This window comes from Microbacterium sp., assembly GCF_017305435.1.
Classification (GTDB): domain Bacteria; phylum Actinomycetota; class Actinomycetes; order Actinomycetales; family Microbacteriaceae; genus Microbacterium.
Window position 1 is genome coordinate 182,542 of the sequence record NZ_JAFKIP010000003.1, and the last position, 17,622, is coordinate 200,163.

The following is a 17,622-nucleotide window of genomic DNA, read 5'->3' on the forward strand; positions in this document are numbered from 1 at the left end:
CATGCGCGCCGTCATCGCTCTCGGCGACGGGACCGTCGACGTCGTCGAGGCCGCCAAGCCCACACTCGGGCGCGACACCGACGCGATCGTCCGCGTCACCACTGCCGCGATCTGCGGCACCGACCTGGGGCTTCTCCGCGAGCCCGGGCGGCTGCCGCGCGGAACCATCCTCGGCCACGAGTTCGTCGGCGAGGTCCAGTCGGTCGGATCTGCGGTCCGCGGCATCCGCCCCGGCATGCGCGTCGTCGCCTGCGACTACACTGCGTGTGGCCTGTGCTGGTGGTGCCGTGAGGGCGCCCACTGGCACTGTCCGGAGCGCCGCTTCTTCGGCACGGGCGAGGCCTTCGGGCAGACGCTGCCCGGGGGGCAGGCCGAATACGTACGCGTACCGTTCGCCGACACCGTCCTCGCGGAGATTCCCGATGGCGTGAGTGACCGCGACGCCGTCTTCCTCGGCGACCTCGTTCCCACCGGCTGGGCCGCGCTCGAGCGCGCGGGACTCCGCCACGGGGAGACCGTCGTCATCACGGGCGGCGGCCCCGTCGGGCAGGTGGCGAGCCTCGTGGCGCAGGCGACCGGAGCCGGTCCCGTCATCATCAGCGAACCCGACGCCGGGCGGCGCGACGTTGCCGCCGCGCTCGGGGCGACCGCGGTCTCCCCCGGCGAGGCGGTCGGGGTGGTTCACGAGATCACCTCGGGTCGCGGGGCCGATGTCGTCATCGACGGCGTGGGCGGCGCGCACGGGCTGGATGCCGCGCTGAGCCTCGTCCGCTCCCGCGGCCGGATCTGCTCGGTGGGCGTCCCCCACACCGACCGGTGGGACGCACCCGTGCGCGAGGCCTTCGTGCGCGAGGTGACGCTGTCGTTCGCGGTCGGCGACGCCATCCGCGATCGGGACAGGTTCACGCCGCTCGTCACCGCGGGGCTGCTGACCCCGAGCGCCGTCATCAGCGGCTCCGCGCCGCTGGCGGGAGCGCGCGACCTGTACGCACGGGCCGCGGCGATGACCGAACTCAAGGCCGTCATCGAGTTGTAGCCTGGGCGAGAGGAGGTCGAGGATGACCGACACCGCGACGAACGCGCCCGGCGTCGACCGCGCTCGCGTCGTGCTGCGCACGGTGACGACGCAGCCGGCGAACGTGCACGAAGCGGCCCTCATCGCGGCATCCGCTCTCACGGACGCCTACGGCGGCGGGTGGTCGATCGCGCTGTGCGACGGGCGACGCTGGACCGATCTCGTCGGGCGCGGAGCCGCACTTTCCGAACTCGCTGAAGGCGTGCGGGTGGTGCGGGTCCCGGGCCCCGAAGCGGCCCGGGAGGACACGTCCGAGACGGTCCGAGCGATCGAGTCGTGGATTCGGCTCATCGCCGAGCGCGATCGATATCGTGTCGACCTCGATGCGACCACCGCTGAGGCCGAGTCGCAGTCCGACGTCGCGCACGAGATCCTCGAGGTGCGCGACCTCGAGCAGGTGCTGCTGTCGATCGTGAACCGCACCCTGGTGCTCCTCGACTCGGATATCTGCGGCGTCCTGCTGCGAGACGGCGATGTCATCAAGATGACCGCGTGCGTCGGTCACCGGATGGTCGAGACGGCGCACCTACGCATGCAACGCGGTCAAGGGCTCGCCGGACTCGTCTTCGAGCAGCGTCGACACGGCGTCGTCGACAGCTATGCCGACGACCGAACGATCAGCGCCGACTTCATTCCGCTCGCCGGTCAGGAAGACACGCGCTCCGCCCTCGCCGTCCCGCTCCTCGCCCACGACGACGTCATCGGCGTGCTCGAGGTGTGGCGTCGACGCGACAGCGTCTTCACCGAGACGGACGTGCGGCGGATGATCGCGCTCGGCTCGCTCGCGACGATCGCGATCGAGAATGCCCGCCTGTACGACCTGCAGAAGGTGACGCTTGCGCGACTGAGCGCCGCACACGAGGCGATGGAGCACCAAGTGGCGCTGCTCGACCGCACGTCACGCCTGCAGAACGCGCTCGTGCGTGTCGTGCTCGATCGCACCGGCGCCTTCGACCAGATCATGCGTACCGTCGCGGACGAATTCTCGTGCGGCGCCGCCTACGTACGTCGCAACGGCACTCTCGAAGCGAGCGCCGGCGACCTCGGCGACGACGACATCACCCGTGTCGTGCCTGCGGTGCAGGGCTCGCGCACGGGCCGAGCCGCGTCCCGGCATTCGGTCGGCGGAGACCGCACCGCGTGGACGCACCCCGTCGTCTCGGGCGACCAGGAGATCGGCTGGGTCGTGCTCGTCGGCGGGACGGAATCGGACGAAGCGATGGCCGCGGCGGCGGCCCAGGTCGCCATGGCGTGCGCACTCGCGCGTCTCGAGCAGCGCGCGGCGAGCCAGGCCCGCAACGCGGCCTACGAGCAGATCGTCTGGGATCTCGTCGAAGGTCCGCCCGAGCACCGCTCCGCGGCGCTGAGCCGCGCCTCGGAGCTCGGCATCGCCCTGCACGGCGCGCACCGCGTCGTGCAGGGCGGATTCGACAACCTCGGGGAGCTCGCCCGCGAGAAGGGCTGGCACAACGCCGCGCATGAGGACGCGCGACGCGCTGTCCTGCGGGCCGTCCGCGCCGGCGACACCGCGCGTCGGATGCGACTGCTCAGCATGCGCGGCGATTGGATCGTCGCGATCGTCGGCACCGAGACGGCCGCGGATGCGCGAGAAACGGTCGGCGCGCTCCGCGAGGCGGCGGCTACCGCGCTTCCGGGATTGCGGATGACGTGGGGGGCGAGCTCGGCATACACGGACCTCATGATGCTGCCGACGGCCTACCGCGAGGCGGTGACCGCGCTCGACGGCGCGCGACGCATGCGACCGGGCCAGTTCTCGCTCTACGACGAGCTGGGCATCGTGCGCCTGCTCCTCGGCAGCGGCGGGGACAATCCCGACCTGCAGACGTTCGTCGACGATGTCACCGGACCGCTGCGCGAGTACGATCGCAAGCACGACGGCTCGCTCGTACAGACCCTGCGGGCCTTCTTCGACAACGACTGCTCCCAGCGCCGGGCCGCGGACGCTCTCTTCATCCACCCGAAGACGCTCAGTTATCGACTGGCGCAGATCAGCGAACTGAGCGCCCTCGATCTCACCAGGCACGACGACCGCATGCGCGCCGACCTCGCGCTGCGTATGCTGCAGCTGAGCGAGCAACCCGGCGCCGCGAGCCTCTGAGCAGCCCCGCTCGCCGGTGCTCAGACGCCCATCAGCGGTCGAGTCCCGTGCCGGCCGCGCGCCCGTCTGCGACGGCCGCCTTCGCCAGCGCCAGCAACGCCGGGCCCGCCTCGTCGACGTCGACCGCGATCCGCGTGACGCCCGATTTCCGCAGGCGCGCGAGCATCGATTCCGAGACAGGCCCGCTGACACGCCAGCCGATGCGATGACCGGGGCCTTCCGCGGCCGCGTCCGCCACCGACTGCAGCAGCGGTTCGACGCTGGGGTCGATCTCGTGCCGCGGATCGGAGCTGAGCAGCCCCGACGCCACGTAGCGTTCGAGGGGCTGCGCGGTCAGCAGGACGCGCGGCGGCAGCCCGAGCATCGCGGCCTGCAGGAGACGTAACTCCACCCAGATCGGGTCCAGACGCTCTGAGAGGGATGCCGCGGCGAGGGCGCCACGCGGGCTCGCGATGTACGCACCGGGCACGACGGCGGGCGCGAACGGCTCGGCGAGTGCGACGATCGCGTCGGCTTCACCGGCATCCGACACGTTCCGCACCGACAGGTGGACGCGTGGTCCTCCCTCGCCCTCTATGTGTCCGCGAGCCGCGGCGAGACCGCGCAGCTGCGAGGTGAGCAGCGCGGGAACCCCGACCGGCAGCGCCAGCTCCGGGCGCACATCGGTGAGCGCCACGGACTGCAGCAGCTCGCTCGTCTCGTCGACGAGGAAGTCGATGGCGCGCACGCCGAACTCCAGGTCGCCGGCGGCGGCGAACAGCGGCGCGAACGCCGTCTCGATCACCGCCGACAGCCGCGCAAGCCCCGCCTCACCCGGTTCGGGCGCGCCGATCTCGCGCAGGATGTCGGTGAGCTCGGGGCTCGTCGCGAGCGCATCCGCCGCCGCGACGACCACGCCGACGGCGCCGAGGTGGCGGGCGCGGGCGATCTCCTCCGCGGTTGCGGCGCGCGCGAGGAGGTCGACGCCTGCGATCGCGCGGCAGTACGCCATCACGGCGTCGAGGTCGGCGTTGCCCGTGAGCGCATCGACGACGGGGATCCGCCCGGCGTAGACCTCGCCGGTGCCGCCGTCGACAGAGACCCAGTCTCCTTCGCGGAGGGAACGGTCCCCGACGCGCAGCACGTCTCCGTCGATCGACAGCGGGGCGCAACCGACGACGCACGTCTTGCCGAGGGCGCGCGCGACGACCGCCGCGTGCGATGTCGCGCCCCCGGTCGCGGTCACGACGCCAGCGGCGGCGATCATGCCGTGCAGATCTGTCGGGCTCGTCACCTCGCGGACCAGGATGACCGACTCGCCGGAACGCGCAAGCTCGCCCGCACGGTCAGGATCCAGGGCGACGATGCCGCTGACGTTCCCGGGGGATGCGCCGATGCCCTCGGCCAGCAGGTCACCCGACGCGCGAGCCGCACCGACGGCCTTCTCGTCGAAGGCGGGGCGCACGACGCCGCGGATGTGGTCGAGGGTGACGGTCTCGAGGATCGATGCCGCCGTATCCCCGTTGTCGCGCAGGAAGTCCGCGGCGATGCGGACAGCCGCGGGCGCCGTGCGCTTTGCCGAACGCACCTGAAGGAAGTACAGGACTCCCGACTCCACGGTGAACTCGATGTCGAGGACATCTCTATGCGCGTCTTCGAGCGCGGCGACGGTGCTGCGGAGCTCGTCGAACAGCTCCGGCTGATGCGCGGCGAGGGAGGCGACCGGTTCAGGGGTGCGGATGCCGGCGACGACGTCTTCACCCTGACTCGCCGCGAGGTATTCGCCGTAGAGGCCGGGCTCGCCCGTAACCGGGTTCCGAGAGAACACCACACCCGATCCGGAATTCTCGTCGCGGTTGCCGAAGACCATCGTCTGGACGACGACGGCCGTCCCCATCGCGTGGTCGATGCCGTGGAGCTCGCGATACGTGATCGCACGCCGTGTGTTCCACGACCGGAACACTGCGGCGATCGCGCCGAGGAGTTGCTCGTGCGGGTCATCGGGAACGGTGTCCTCGCCCGCCGCCTCCAGCTCATCCTGCAGGCGGCGCCAGACGGCGTCGTAGACGGCGCCGGCTTCGGCATCCTCGCCGAGCTCGTCAAGGACGGCATCCACGGGAGATGCAGGCGGCTCCATCGCATCGAGCACGATCTCGGCGTACATCGCATGGAATCGCGCGAGGATGTCGGCCATGAACCGCGCGCTGCCCGAGCGGCGCGCGACAGCGATCGCGGCGTTCCGGTCGAGGCCGAGGTTCAGGACCGTGTCCATCATCCCCGGCATGGAGATGGGCGCCCCCGAGCGCACCGAGAGCAGAAGCGGGTCGTCGGCACCGCCGAAGGCGCGTCCCGTCGCCGCCTCGACCTGAGCGAGGCGGCGATGGATGTCGCGGACGAGGCCCTCCGGGAGCGACCGCTCGCGGAGGTAGGCCGCGCAGCATGAGGTTGCGAGGACGAATGCCGGCGGCACCCGGAGACCCCGGCGCGTCATCGAGACGAGGCCCGAGCCCTTGCCGCCCAGGAGTGCGCGGTCGTCGGTCCCCGCGTCGGCGACGAAGTAGGTGAGGTCGGTGTCGAACGCGACCGTTCCGGTCGCCGTAGCCACCACGCTCACTCCTTCCGGGCGCGCCCGAGGGTGCGCAGGAGGTCTTCGTGGAATTCGAACCACACGTTGTGGATCGAATCGCGCACGGGCGAAGAGACCAGGTCGACATCGCCGCGATTGACGGCGTCACCGGCATCCGCGAACCGGCGCACGTACGCGTGGAAGCGGGGATCGCGAGCCTCCAGCACCTCGATCAGGCGGGAGAGGCGCGCGACCTGCTTGTCGAGCCGGTCGAGGATCTTGCCGTCGTAGTCCGCGTCGGCGTGATCGTTGGCGACCTTCTTGCCGCCGACCTCAACGAGCTGCCACGCGCTGATCGTCTGGAGGAACTGCGAGTTGACGACCTCGAACCGCTCGGCCATCTCGTGGACCTCGGGGTCCTCGCGCAACTGCGCGTATCGCTGGGCGGCCGCCTGGGCCAATTGCTCGGTGGCGTCGTCGCTCGGCAGTGCCGCGTCGCCGACCATGACGAGCGATCCCTGATCGGCGAGGCGATCCAGCGCGGCACGCGCTTCGGCTTCGGCCACATCCGTCGCCGCGGCGATCTGCGCGGCGGTGGCCATCTTCTTCAGCGCGACGGCGTTGAGGACGGTGTAGTCGGTGTCGGTCAGGGTGTCGGTCACGATCGTGGCCTCCGGGATCGGGAGTGCGAAAGAGGGATGACGGTGCGGCCGCGGGTTCTTCCGTCCGCGGCCGCACCGGGTCTGTGTCGGTCGGGCCGGCGAGGCGTCAGAACAGCTGCGCGTACTTCGACGCCCGGATGTCCGCGTTCTCACCGAAGGGGAGGTATCCCGCTCCGGAGAAGATCTTCAGCGGCACCGTCTCCTGCGCGAATCCGCGCTTCTGGATGTCGTAGTAGTAGTTCGCGACGCGCTGGTCGACTTCCTTGATCTGCCACTCGTTCACGGCGCGGTCCCACGTACCGGCCTTCCGGAGGTGCGGGAGGATCATGCCGTAGTAGTAGACGTCGTGGCCGGCCCAGATGAGCTCGCGCTTGGACATCGTCGACACCTTGCGGTACAGCTTCAGCGTCGCGCGCTGGATCTTCTCGAGGTCCGTGCCGAGATCGGCGATGGGGATGTTGCGCACCTCGCCCATCGGGGTGTCCCACTTCTCCCGCGCGAAGACCGCGCCCCCGACGATGTAGGGGATGTAGTTCTTCGGACGCGTGAAGGTCGTGCCGATGTCGTTGACGCGAATCTCCTGCAGGCCCATGGCGTTCGCGTCCAGCACGATAGCCAGGGTGTACGCGTGGGGCAGCCCCTCATCCTCGCAGACATCGCTCCAGTGGTACTCGGCCTCGTTCACGAACAGGTCCCGAAGGATGAGGATGTTCCCGTCGGGGAGCTCGTACGGTCCGGTGTCGCCGAGTCCGAGGCGGCAGTCGAAATGGTCGAGGAACGAGAGCAGCTCGGCGGCGGCGTTGAAGCGCGTGAACGAGTCGTGCGCGGGACTCCCCGGCTCGAGCTGCTCCACCTGGGAGATGATCGGCTGCAGGAAGTCGTCGTCGTGGATGGTGCAGCGGTAGCGGTCCTGCGAGTTCAGCAGGTAGCCGTCCTGCTTCTTGCCCCACAGCACGCGCTGCATGAACTTGAGGATGTCGTTGCTCTCGGCGACATAGTCGTCGGCCTTGATCGCCTCCAGCGCGAGCAGGCCGCATCGGCCCATGCCGAAGCCGACCGCGCCAATCGACCAGTCGTGCACCGCGTTGATCTTCGTGCCGATCTCCCGGCGGGCAGAGGCGCCGATCTCGAGCACGCCTTCGGCGCCGACCTCGTCGGTCGTCTTCCGCAGGAATTCGGGCCAGCGGTAGAACTCGTGCATGAAGGCGAGGATCTCGTACTCTTGCCGCGGGATCATACCCGAGACGCCCTCTGTGGCACGCATGACCAGAACATCCCAGATGTTCCAGGCCAGGTAGTTGTTGAGGTCGTTGAGCTCGTCGATCGTGAACTGGTCCTTGAGGACCTCTTCGCGGCTGACCTTCTCGAGCACCTTCGACTTCGCGCGCTGCTTCTGCACCTTGTCGCCGAGGATGCCGTCCTTGAGTGGCTCCTGCCCGACGAAGTTGCCGACGAACTCGAGGTCCTGGAAGCGGAGCCCGTCGTCCTCCTCGCGGTAGCGGTCTTTGTATGTGGCCTTCTGTCCGGCCTCGAACTGCATCGTCATGTCCTGTTCCTCACTTCTTCGTGTGGTGGTCTGCGCGCCGTCGATCAGACCTCGACGACGCGTCCCGTCTCGGAGTCGTCCACTTCGAGGCGAACGCGCTTGCCTTCCAGGCCTGCGCGGATCTCCTCGAAATGCGCTTCATCGGTGTTGCCGACCTCGTAGCGCGAGTCGCTCGAGGTGAGGTGGGCGGTCATGACGCACGGAGTCTGGAACTCGCGCGACAGGATGCCGAGGTGCGATTCGGGCGCACCCGACATCGTGATGATGCCGATCGCGCCCATGCTCAGCGCGGGGGACAGGAACGTCGTGGTCCCGCCGCGAACGAGCAGGATGTGGTCCTTCAACTTGCCGCTCGAGAGCAGGGCGATGACGTCTTGCGGGGAGCCCAGGAACTTTACTTCGCCTTCGGGCTGCTTGTTGGTTTCGAAGGCATTGAAGCCCTCAGCGAGAACAGTCACACCGATCCTCCTTGTTCGGTACGCAGAGTCCCGACGTCGACGTCGGGCGTGATCCCATGATTCGCCGCGCCCCTCGACTCCTCATGATCCCGCCAGATAGCAAACAGGGAGCGTGCTATCCCGCGCGGACAAGTGCTGCCTCACCCCTCGATCAGAGACCGCAACGCCATGTCCCCCAGGATCCGTCCTGCGTCGCGATGCGTGGCGGGTGCCGAGTACGGCGTCGAGTTGAGGAGGCCGAAGGTCCCCAGAAGACGCACCTGACGCTCGGGCCCGGAGAGGTCAGATCGGTGGCGAGCGAGCACGCCGTCCCAGTTCTGGACGTACTCGCGCTGCAGCGCGCGGACACGACGGTTGACCTCGACGGGCAGCTGGGCGAGCTCACGATCCTGGATGCGGATGATATCCGGCTCGCTCGTGGCGAAGTCGATGTGGAAGCCGATGAGAGCGACGAGCGTCTCGAGCGGGGTCAGCTTCTCGGCCAGAATCTCCCGTGCACCCGCGACGAGCTGCTCACTCGCTCCCTGCAGCAGCTCCTGCAGCAGCTCATCCTTGCTGCGGACGTAGTTGTAGAGCGCAGGGCCGCTCATACCCACGGCATCCCCGAGTTCCACCGTGGAGACCGCGGCGAACCCGCGCTCGGCGAAGAGCCCGGCGGCGGCCCGCAGCAGCTCGGCGCGACGGCTCGCCTTCTGCACAGCGCGCCATCCCGATGCCATACGGCGAGTCTAGGGGCGGCCTACGAGGCTACGCCTCGCGAATCCCCGTCGATACGCCGCGCTGCACGCGGCTACTCAGGGACCGACGGCTGCGAGGCTACGCCTCGCGGGTGATCGTCACCTGGACGTGCAGCTCGCCCTTCACCGGGCCCGCGTAGACACCGCGGAGCGGCGGCACGTCGTTGTAGTCGCGACCCCGCCCGACGAGCACGTGCCGGTCACCGATCTCGCTGCCGTTGGTCGGGTCGTAGCCCTGCCAATCGCCGCCGAACCACTCCACCCACGCGTGCGACTCACCCGTCACGGGCACGCCGACTTCGGGGTGCGCGCTCGGGTGCAGGTAGCCGGACACGTACCGCGCCGGGATGCCGACCTCCCGGAGCGCCCCGAGCGTGATGTGGGTGATGTCCTGGCAGACGCCCTTGCGCTCGACCCACGCCTCGGCGCCCGTCGAATGGACGCCCGTCACGCCGGGCATGTACTCCACGGCGTCGCCGATCGCTCCGGCGATCGCGATGGCCGCCCGCCCCGGGTCGGTGTGCTGCGATGCGATCGAGCGCGCGATGTCGGCGACCTCGGGGTGCGGCGCCGTGCGTGCGGACTGCCCGAGCATCTCGACGGTCGCGATCGAGCGCCCCGCCTCGCGTTCCAGACGGTCCCACGCGATGTCGGCGAACTCGATGGGCCGGGGCCGCACCTCGACGAGCGAGCGGGACGTGATGTCGAGCGCACTGTGCCCCGCGAGCACGTCGAACGCCGCGACGCGCGTGCCGAAGTAGTCGGTGTAGTAGTTGACGCTCGTGGACGGCTCGATGTCGAGCTGCGAGCTCAGCACGAACTGCGCGTCCGTCGACCCCGGCAGCATGCGCGCCTCGTTGTAGGAGGCCCCGACATCGCCCGGGTAGGTGAACCCGGTCGCGTGCTCGATACGCAGCCGACGGACGGTACCGACGGTCTGGCGAAGGGTCATGAGGTCTCTCCGATCCAGCTGGGCTCGGCGTGCGTCGGGAAGAAGCGGTCGCGGATCGCCTCCGACGCCTGACGCGTCACCTTCTGCACCTGCTCCATGTGCTCGGGCAGCTCCGCGAGGATCTCCTCGATCGGGCGGTACTCGAGGTCGTTGCGGATGCGGCCGAGCGCCCGCAGCACGGTGTTCGAGTGGCCCACGCGATCGGCGACGGGGTCGATCGCGCTCATGCAGTTCTCGGCGACCGTGATCGAGTGGATCACCGACCGCGGGAACAGGCGGTCGAGCAGCAGGAACTCGGCGGCGTTCGCGGCGCTCGGCATCCCGCGATACGTGCGCAGGTAGGCCTCGTAGGCGCCGCACGAACGCAGGATCGTCGTCCAGGACGGGCCGGATGCCTCGGTCAGGGCGCGTGTCGCGAGGAGGCGCGCCGTCATGTCCGTGCGCTCGATCGCGCGCCCGAGCGTCAGGAACTGCCAGGCCTCGTCACGGCTCGTCGACGAGTCGGTCACCCCGATCGCGAGGGCCGAACGCTCGCGCACCCACTGGAAGAACTCGTGCGCCTTCTCGTTGTTGATCCGCCGCGGCATCCGCGAGTAGGTCGTGTTGAGGGTCTCCCAGATCTCCGTCGACACGATCTCTCGCGCGCGACGCGCGTTCTCGCGGGCGGACTGCAGCGCGTACGCGATGCTCGACGGGTTCGTCCGGTCGACGGCGAGACTCGTCAGCACGTCGCCGCGCGTGACGTCCGCGGTCGCCGGCGGGGGGAACGACCCCATCACTCCCATGAGCGAGCGGCAGGCCGTGTCCTCGTCGATCCACGGGTCTTCGAGAAGGAGCTGCAGGTGCACGTCGAGAATCCGCGCCGTGCCGTCGGCACGCTCGATGTACCTCCCGATCCAGAACAGAGATTCGGCGATGCGACTAAGCATCGCGGCCTCCTTCGGTTGTTGAGTAGCGCCCGCAGGGCGCGTATCGAAACACGGCGATGCGGCTCAGCACGATGCCACCTGCCCCTGCTGCTGCTGCTCCTGCTGCTCCGAGAGCGGGCCGGCGTCGCGCGGGGCCTGGGCGGGCGACGCCTGCGGGTCGTAGATGATCGGGATCGCCTGCGTGACGGATGCCTGGTCGGCGACCAGGCTCGCCAGGCCGCCCGACTCGTGGGGTCCCCGGATGCTCCGCTGCGGCGCGTCGCCGCCGACGATCCAGGTGTCCTTCGATCCGCCGCCCTGCGACGAGTTGACGACGAGCTGCCCCTCGGGGAGCGCGACCCGGGTGAGCCCGCCGGGCAGCACCCAGATGTCGTCGCCGCTGTTGACCGCGAAGGGGCGCAGGTCCGCATGCCGCGGCCGCATGCCGTCCTCCACGAGCGTCGGGATGGTCGAGAGCATGATGACGGGCTGCGCGATCCACCCGCGGGGGTCCTTGATGAGCTTCTTGCGCAGCTTCTCGAGTTCCGCGGGCGAGGCATCCGGCCCGACGACGAGCCCCTTGCCGCCGGAGCCGTCGACGGGCTTCACAACGAGCTCGTGCAGGCGGTCCAGCACCTCTTCGAGCGCCGCCGGCTCCTCGAGGCGCCACGTGTCGACGTTTCCGAGGAGGGGCTCCTCGGACAGGTAGTAGCGGATGAGGTCGGGCACGTACGTGTAGAGCAGCTTGTCGTCGGCGACGCCGTTGCCGACCGCGTTCGCGATCGTGACGTTGCCGAGCCGTGCGGCGAGCATGAGGCCCGGCGCGCCGAGCATCGAGTCGGCACGGAATTGCAGCGGATCGAGGAAGTCGTCGTCGACGCGGCGATAGATGACGTCGACCCGCTTGGGGCCGCGCGTCGTGCGCATGAAGACCTTGCCGCCGAGGCACTGCAGGTCGCGGCCCTCGACGAGCTCGACGCCCATGAGGCGGGCGAGCAGGGTGTGCTCGAAGTAGGCCGAGTTGTAGACGCCGGGCGTGAGCACCACGACGTTCGGATCCTCGACACCGGGCGGCGCCGAATTGCGCAGGGCGTGCAGCAGCTTGTTCGGGTAATCGCCGACCGGCTGCACCCGCATGGAGTGGAAGAGCTCGGGCAGCGTCTGCGCCATGACACGTCGGTTCGAGATGACGTAGCTCACGCCGGAGGGCACGCGCACGTTGTCCTCGAGCACGCGCATCTCGCCGTGCTCGTCGCGGATGAGGTCGATGCCGGCGACCTGGATGCGCACACCGTTGGCGGAGTGGATGCCGGCCGCCTGGCGGTAGAAGTACTGCGAACTCGCGATGAGCGCCGCCGGCAGCACGCCGTCGCGCACGCAGTACTGGTGGCCGTACGCGTCGTCGAGGAACGCCTCCAGCGCGCGCACCCGCTGCTTGACACCCGCCTCGACGCGGGACCACTCGTCGTAGTCGATGATGCGGGGCACGGCATCCAGCGGGAACGGCCGCTCCTCACCCGCGAAGTCGAACGTCACGCCCTGTGCGAGGTACGAGCTGGCGAGCGACTCGGTGCGGCCGCGCAGCTCCTCCTGCGTGAGCTGCGCGAGCGCCTGGTACAGCTCTCGGTACGCCGCGCGGGAGGGGGCCTCCTGGCCCGCGTGCGCGGGGTGCTCGAACATCTCGTCGAACGCGGGTACGCCCGACACCGTCTTGCGCGGCGCCAGCGTGGAGCCGTAGCCGTCGAACAGATCACCCATGCAGTGAGCCTAGTCGCGGGCGTGTTTCCAGAGTGTGTCGGATGCCCCGGCATCCCTCGTTCGCACGAGACCCCCACCCCGCACACGCCGGACGGTCGTAGGCTCCGCACATGGACACCGACAGCGCCGCCGCTCCGGCGCACCTCGGCGCGCTCGCGGGCGTCGCGGCGGTGACGCTCGGGGCGGGGCTGGGTGAACTCACCGCCCTCGCCATCACGCCGTCGTCGAGCCCGGTCGCCTCGATCGGCGGCGCGCTGATCGACGCCGCTCCGGCGTGGGCGAAGGACGCCGCGATCTCGCTCTTCGGCACGAACGATAAAGCGGCCCTGCTCACCGGGATCGCGATCGCCCTGTTCGCGGTCGCGTGCGCCGCCGGGTGGCTCGAGCTGCGCCGCCCGCCGTGGGGGCGTGTCGCCGCCCTCGCTCTCGGTGCGGTCGGCGTGGCCGCCGCTCTGACGCGCGCCCAGGCATCCCCGATCTGGGCTGTGCCGTCGGTGGTCGCCGGCGTCGCCGCCGCGCTGATCCTGGGCGCGCTCGCGCGACGCGCGCGCGGCACCGCCCGTGCGGTGAGCCCGGCGACCCCGGTAGCCGGTGCCGATCCGGACGGCCGCGGCGCCGATCGCCGGACGTTTCTCCTCTGGTCGGGCGTCGCGACCGTCGCGGGGGCGATCGCACTCGTCGGCGGCGGGATCGTGCGCGCGAGCAGCCAGGCGGCGTCGGCGGTGCGTGCCGCGGTCCGCCTGCCGCAGCCCGTCGCGACGGTCGCGGTCCCCGCGGCTGCGGAGCTCGGCATCCCCGGCCTCGCCCCGTACGTGACCCCGAACGAGAGCTTCTACCGCATCGACACGGCGCTGGTCGTGCCGCAGATCGACCCCGCCGACTGGCGGCTGCGCATCCACGGACTCGTCGCGCACGAGGTGACGCTCACGTGGGACGAGCTGCTCGCCCTCCCGCTCGAGGAGAGCGTGACGACGCTCGCGTGCGTCTCGAACGACGTCGGGGGCGACCTCATCTCGAACGCCGTGTGGCTGGGTTACCCGATCCGCGCGCTCCTCGCCCGTGCGGAGCCGGCCGCCGACGCCGACATGGTGCTCTCGACGTCGATCGACGGGTTCACGGCATCCACTCCCCTCGACGTGCTCACCGACGACCGCGCGGCGATCCTCGCGGTCGGGATGAACGGCGAGCCGCTGCCGGCGGAGCACGGCTTCCCCGTGCGGATGGTCGTGCCGGGCCTGTACGGCTACGTCTCGGCGACGAAGTGGGTCGTGGATCTCGAGGTGACCCGCTTCGCGGACGCGACGGCGTACTGGACCGATCGCGGATGGTCGCCGCGCGGCCCCGTGAAGCTCGAGTCACGCATCGACGTGCCGCGCGCGGGAACGGCGGTGGATGCCGGTGACGCGGTCATCGCGGGCGTCGCCTGGCAGCAGCACGTCGGCGTCGCCGGCGTCGAGGTGCAGGTCGACGACGGGGAGTGGCAGGCCGCGACGCTCGCGTCGGCCGTCTCGGGCGACACCTGGGTGCAATGGTCGCTGCCCTGGCGGGCGACGAGCGGCATCCACACCCTCCGCTGCCGCGCGATCTCGGCGACCGGTGAGACGCAGACCTCGACCGTCACGGGGGTCGTCCCCGACGGCGCGACCGGGTGGCACGAGGTGCGGGTCCAGGTCGCCTGACCCGCACGCGGGCGCAGCGGGGCGGGTCAGCCGGCGAGCACCAGGCGCAGCTGCTCGACGGCCCAGTCGAGCTCGGTCGCGCGGACGACGAGGGGCGGCGCGATGCGGATCGTCTGACCGTGCGTGTCCTTCACGAGCACGCCGCGGGCGAGCAGCTTCTCGGCGATCTCACGCCCCGTGCCGACGGCCGGGTCGATGTCGACGCCCGCCCAGAGGCCCGCGACGCGGATGCCGGTGACCCCGGCTCCCACGAGCGCGCCGAGCGCCCCCTCGAGGTGCTCCCCAAGGGCCTGCGCGCGCGTCTGGAACTCTCCGGAGGAGAGCATGTCGACGATCTGCCGCCCGACGGCGCAGGCGAGCGGGTTGCCGCCGAACGTCGATCCGTGCTCGCCGGGTCGGATGACCCCGAGCACGTCGGCGTCCGCCACGACGGCCGACAGCGGCACGATGCCGCCGCCGAGCGCCTTGCCGAGAAGGTACACGTCGGGGACGACACCCTCCCGGTCGCACGCGAACGTGGTGCCGACGCGCGCGAGGCCCGACTGGATCTCGTCGGCGATGAAGAGGACGTTCCTCTCGTCGCAGACCTCGCGGATGCGCCGCAGGTACCCCTCGGGCGGGATCACCACGCCCGCCTCGCCCTGGATCGGCTCGACGAGCACCGCCGCGGTGTTCTCGTCGATCGCGGCGGCGATGACCTCGGCATCCCCGTACGGCACCGACACGAAGCCGGGCGTGAAGGGGCCGAACCCGTCGCGCGCCTGCGGATCGTCGCTGAAGCTCACGATCGTCGTCGTACGACCGTGGAAGTTGCCGTCGGCGACGACGATCTTCGCTGCGCCGGCCGGCACGCCCTTCACCCGGTACGCCCACGCGCGCGCGACCTTGATGCCGGTCTCGACGGCCTCGGCGCCCGTGTTCATCGGGAGCACCATCTCCTTGCCGCAGAGTTCCGCGAGCGCCGCGGCGAACGGCCCGAGCTGGTCGTTGTGGAAGGCCCGGCTCGTGAGCGTCACGCGCCCCAGCTGCGCCGTCGCAGCGGCGACGAGCGCAGGATGCCGGTGACCGAAGTTCAGCGCCGAGTAGGCCGAGAGGAGGTCGAGGTAGCGCTTGCCCACGGCATCCGTCACCCAGGCCCCTTCGCCGTGCGCGACGACGACCGGGAGCGGGTGGTAGTTGTGCGCGACGTGCGCCTCCTCCGCCCGGATGAAGTCCGCGGTGAGGTCGTCGGAGGCCGGGGTCATGACTTTCCTCGCAGTTCGAGTGTGCAGCACTTGATGCCGCCGCCGCCGAGCAGCAGCTCGGACAGGTCGACGAGAACGGGGTTATAGCCGCGTTCGCGCAGCTGGGCTTGGAAGCCCGTCGCGCGCGGCGAGACGAAGACGTTGCGGCCGTCGGATGCCGAGTTGAGACCGAACACGGCGCCGTCCGCGTCGGATACCAGGATCGCGTCGGGGTAGCGCTCGGCGAGGATGCGGCGCGACTCGTCGTCGAACGCGGTGGGCAGGTAGGCGATGTTCGCCTTCTCGACGCCTCCGGGGCCCTCCACGGGATCGAGCACCGAGATCGCGGTGTCGAGGTGATAGAAGCGCGGGTCGATGAGGCGCAGCGAGACGACCTCGCGCCCGAACACCTCGGCGACCTCGCGGTGGCTGTCGCCGACGGAGCGGAAGCCCGTGCCCGCGAGGATCACGTCGCCCACGAGCAGGAAGTCGCCTTCCCCCTCCTGGATCTCGACGGGCTCCACGACCTCGAGTCCGTGGCGGGCGAACCAGTCCATGAACGGGCGCTCCTCACCGCGGCGCTCCTCGACACGGAAGCGCACGCCGAGCGCCGTCCCATCGATGACGAACCCGCCGTTGGCCGTGTAGACCATGTCGGGAAGGCCCGGAACGGGATCGATGAGCTCGACGTCGTGGCCGAGGGCGACGTAGGTGTCGTAGAGCGTCTGCCACTGCGCGAGCGCCGTGGCCGTGTCGGTGGGGTTCTGCGGCTCCATCCATGGGTTGATCGTGTAGCTCACCGTGAAGTGCTCCGGCCGGCACATCAGATAACGGCGGTGCTGCGCGATGCGCTCGGGTGCGGGGTGCGCGGCCGCGGCCGTCGACTCCGGAGAGGTGGACATCTCGCTCCTCTTGTCCTCGTCTGCTTCCCCGGGTGTGAGTCCCAGGGCGTGGATCCCAGGCGGCGGACGCTGTCCAGAGGCCCGTCGACGCTCGAATCGACCGTGGGTGCGGCGAGGAGAGGTCGGGGCGGGCACGCCGGCATCCATTCTGCCAGACGGGGCCTATCGGGCGCGGAGCGGTGGAGAGTAGGTTTCTTCTGCATGGGGCGTCGCTCGGGAGACGAGACCCGCGCACTGTTGCTGCGGGTGGGGATGCAGATGCTGCTGGAGCGTGGGGTCTCGGCCGGCGTCCAGCACATCCGCCTGCAGGAGGTGCTGCGACGGGCGGGTCTCACGACGGGCGCGGCGTACCGCCTGTGGGGCGACCAGGAGGATTACCAGCGCGACCTCGCCGTCTCGATGGTGCAGCTGCGTCTGAGCGGCCCCGCGGATTACGTCCGCACGGCGGTCGACGACCTCATCGCGTCGGGCGCCCCGGGCGACGACGTCATCCGCGCCGCTGCGCAGGCGCACGTGCGCGCCACGGTCGCCGATGCCGACGCGGACGACCCGACGACCGTCCTCGACACACAGCAGTTCCTGATCTCGCTCGCGCTGCGCACGACGGCGCAGACGTGGCCGGAACTGCGGGATGCCGCGAACGAACGCCACCGCGAGTCCATTGCGGCGTTCGCGGAGTTCTACGCGTATCTGATGGAGGCGTACGGGCTGCGGATGAAGTCGCCGCTGACGATCACCGACTTCACGGAGGCGATGGCGGCGATGGGCGAGGGGTTCGCGATCCGCGCGCTCGAAGGCCTGGAGCACCCGCGGTACGAGTCCACCAACGGCGACGAGATCCCGGCCGGCGAGTGGACGCTGTTCGCCCTGGGCGTGCGCGCGCTCGTCAACGAGTTCATGACGGCAGTCCCCGCCGGCGCCGAGACCGCCCGCTGACGACACGGGCGGGAGCTCTGGAGCCGAGTACCCCCAACCCCAGAGCGACACTCCCCCCGGTGTGTCAAACGACAGCGGACGAGTGGCTCCGCGATGCGGTCGTCCTCTTGTCGCCATCGGCG

At 70.3% G+C, this 17,622-nt stretch carries 14 protein-coding genes; 4 read left to right on the forward strand and 10 right to left on the reverse strand.

The annotated features are described in order from the left end of the window. The first annotated feature begins 1 nt into the window (after position 1). A complete protein-coding gene (locus J0I43_RS04280) occupies positions 2-1,036 on the forward strand; it encodes an alcohol dehydrogenase catalytic domain-containing protein (protein ID WP_292859567.1) in 1,035 nt (344 codons plus the stop codon). A gap of 22 nt (positions 1,037-1,058) precedes the next feature. Beyond that, positions 1,059-3,194: a helix-turn-helix domain-containing protein gene (locus J0I43_RS04285; RefSeq protein WP_292859569.1), complete on the forward strand. Its 2,136-nt coding sequence runs from the start codon at positions 1,059-1,061 to the stop codon at positions 3,192-3,194. A gap of 31 nt (positions 3,195-3,225) precedes the next feature. Here the strand turns inward: J0I43_RS04285 and J0I43_RS04290 are convergent, their stop codons facing one another. From J0I43_RS04290 to J0I43_RS04325, 8 genes are all read right to left on the reverse strand, one after another. Beyond that, positions 3,226-5,778 (reverse strand): pyruvate, phosphate dikinase, encoded by a 2,553-nt coding sequence (locus J0I43_RS04290; protein WP_292859572.1) that lies wholly within the window; start codon positions 5,776-5,778, stop codon positions 3,226-3,228. A gap of 5 nt (positions 5,779-5,783) precedes the next feature. After that, positions 5,784-6,401, reverse strand: coding sequence for a hypothetical protein (locus tag J0I43_RS04295; protein WP_292859575.1), 618 nt, complete (start codon positions 6,399-6,401; stop codon positions 5,784-5,786). Between the two features lie 106 nt (positions 6,402-6,507). Further along, positions 6,508-7,947: a hypothetical protein gene (locus J0I43_RS04300; protein ID WP_292859578.1), complete on the reverse strand. Its 1,440-nt coding sequence runs from the start codon at positions 7,945-7,947 to the stop codon at positions 6,508-6,510. A 44-nt stretch (positions 7,948-7,991) separates the two neighbouring features. Next, entirely contained in the window at positions 7,992-8,405 is a 414-nt protein-coding gene (locus tag J0I43_RS04305) for a PEP-utilizing enzyme (RefSeq protein WP_292859581.1), read from the reverse strand. Between the two features lie 140 nt (positions 8,406-8,545). Beyond that, the gene (locus tag J0I43_RS04310) at positions 8,546-9,124 is read right to left on the reverse strand and encodes a TetR/AcrR family transcriptional regulator (protein ID WP_292859584.1); all 579 of its coding nucleotides are present in this window, start codon (positions 9,122-9,124) and stop codon (positions 8,546-8,548) included. 97 nt (positions 9,125-9,221) lie between these two features. Beyond that, positions 9,222-10,094, reverse strand: a complete 873-nt coding sequence (locus tag J0I43_RS04315; protein WP_292859587.1) for a transglutaminase family protein — start codon at positions 10,092-10,094, stop codon at positions 9,222-9,224. Next, complete coding sequence (locus J0I43_RS04320; protein ID WP_292859590.1) at positions 10,091-11,023, reverse strand: alpha-E domain-containing protein; 933 nt, start codon at positions 11,021-11,023, stop codon at positions 10,091-10,093. Before J0I43_RS04320 ends, J0I43_RS04315 begins: the two co-directional genes overlap by 4 nt. A gap of 63 nt (positions 11,024-11,086) precedes the next feature. Next, positions 11,087-12,760, reverse strand: coding sequence for a circularly permuted type 2 ATP-grasp protein (locus J0I43_RS04325; protein ID WP_292859593.1), 1,674 nt, complete (start codon positions 12,758-12,760; stop codon positions 11,087-11,089). 110 nt (positions 12,761-12,870) lie between these two features. On the opposite strand from J0I43_RS04325, the gene J0I43_RS04330 reads away from it, so the two are divergent. Then, on the forward strand, positions 12,871-14,439 hold the full coding sequence (locus J0I43_RS04330; protein ID WP_292859596.1) for a molybdopterin-dependent oxidoreductase: 1,569 nt from the start codon (positions 12,871-12,873) through the stop codon (positions 14,437-14,439). A gap of 26 nt (positions 14,440-14,465) precedes the next feature. Here J0I43_RS04330 and rocD read toward each other — a convergent pair whose 3' ends face one another. Both rocD and ddaH read right to left on the reverse strand, forming a co-directional pair. After that, a complete protein-coding gene (rocD, locus tag J0I43_RS04335; RefSeq protein ID WP_292859599.1) occupies positions 14,466-15,683 on the reverse strand; it encodes an ornithine--oxo-acid transaminase in 1,218 nt (405 codons plus the stop codon). Continuing rightward, positions 15,680-16,564: a dimethylargininase gene (gene ddaH / locus J0I43_RS04340; RefSeq protein WP_292859602.1), complete on the reverse strand. Its 885-nt coding sequence runs from the start codon at positions 16,562-16,564 to the stop codon at positions 15,680-15,682. Before ddaH ends, rocD begins: the two co-directional genes overlap by 4 nt. A gap of 201 nt (positions 16,565-16,765) precedes the next feature. On the opposite strand from ddaH, the gene J0I43_RS04345 reads away from it, so the two are divergent. Then, on the forward strand, positions 16,766-17,500 hold the full coding sequence (locus J0I43_RS04345) for a hypothetical protein (protein ID WP_292859605.1): 735 nt from the start codon (positions 16,766-16,768) through the stop codon (positions 17,498-17,500). Positions 17,501-17,622 lie beyond the last annotated feature (122 nt).

Excerpts from the sequence above, each read along its gene's own strand:
- ddaH (WP_292859602.1), bottom strand. The coding sequence starts at position 16,564 with ATGTCCACCTCTCCGGAGTCGACGGCCGCGGCCGCGCACCCCGCACCC.
- J0I43_RS04285 (WP_292859569.1), top strand. The coding sequence starts at position 1,059 with ATGACCGACACCGCGACGAACGCGCCCGGCGTCGACCGCGCTCGCGTC.
- J0I43_RS04345 (WP_292859605.1), top strand. The coding sequence starts at position 16,766 with ATGGGGCGTCGCTCGGGAGACGAGACCCGCGCACTGTTGCTGCGGGTG.
- J0I43_RS04300 (WP_292859578.1), bottom strand. The coding sequence starts at position 7,947 with ATGACGATGCAGTTCGAGGCCGGACAGAAGGCCACATACAAAGACCGC.
- J0I43_RS04280 (WP_292859567.1), top strand. The coding sequence starts at position 2 with ATGCGCGCCGTCATCGCTCTCGGCGACGGGACCGTCGACGTCGTCGAG.
- J0I43_RS04315 (WP_292859587.1), bottom strand. The coding sequence starts at position 10,094 with ATGACCCTTCGCCAGACCGTCGGTACCGTCCGTCGGCTGCGTATCGAG.
- J0I43_RS04320 (WP_292859590.1), bottom strand. The coding sequence starts at position 11,023 with ATGCTTAGTCGCATCGCCGAATCTCTGTTCTGGATCGGGAGGTACATC.
- J0I43_RS04330 (WP_292859596.1), top strand. The coding sequence starts at position 12,871 with ATGGACACCGACAGCGCCGCCGCTCCGGCGCACCTCGGCGCGCTCGCG.
- rocD (WP_292859599.1), bottom strand. The coding sequence starts at position 15,683 with ATGACCCCGGCCTCCGACGACCTCACCGCGGACTTCATCCGGGCGGAG.
- J0I43_RS04325 (WP_292859593.1), bottom strand. The coding sequence starts at position 12,760 with ATGGGTGATCTGTTCGACGGCTACGGCTCCACGCTGGCGCCGCGCAAG.
- J0I43_RS04310 (WP_292859584.1), bottom strand. The coding sequence starts at position 9,124 with ATGGCATCGGGATGGCGCGCTGTGCAGAAGGCGAGCCGTCGCGCCGAG.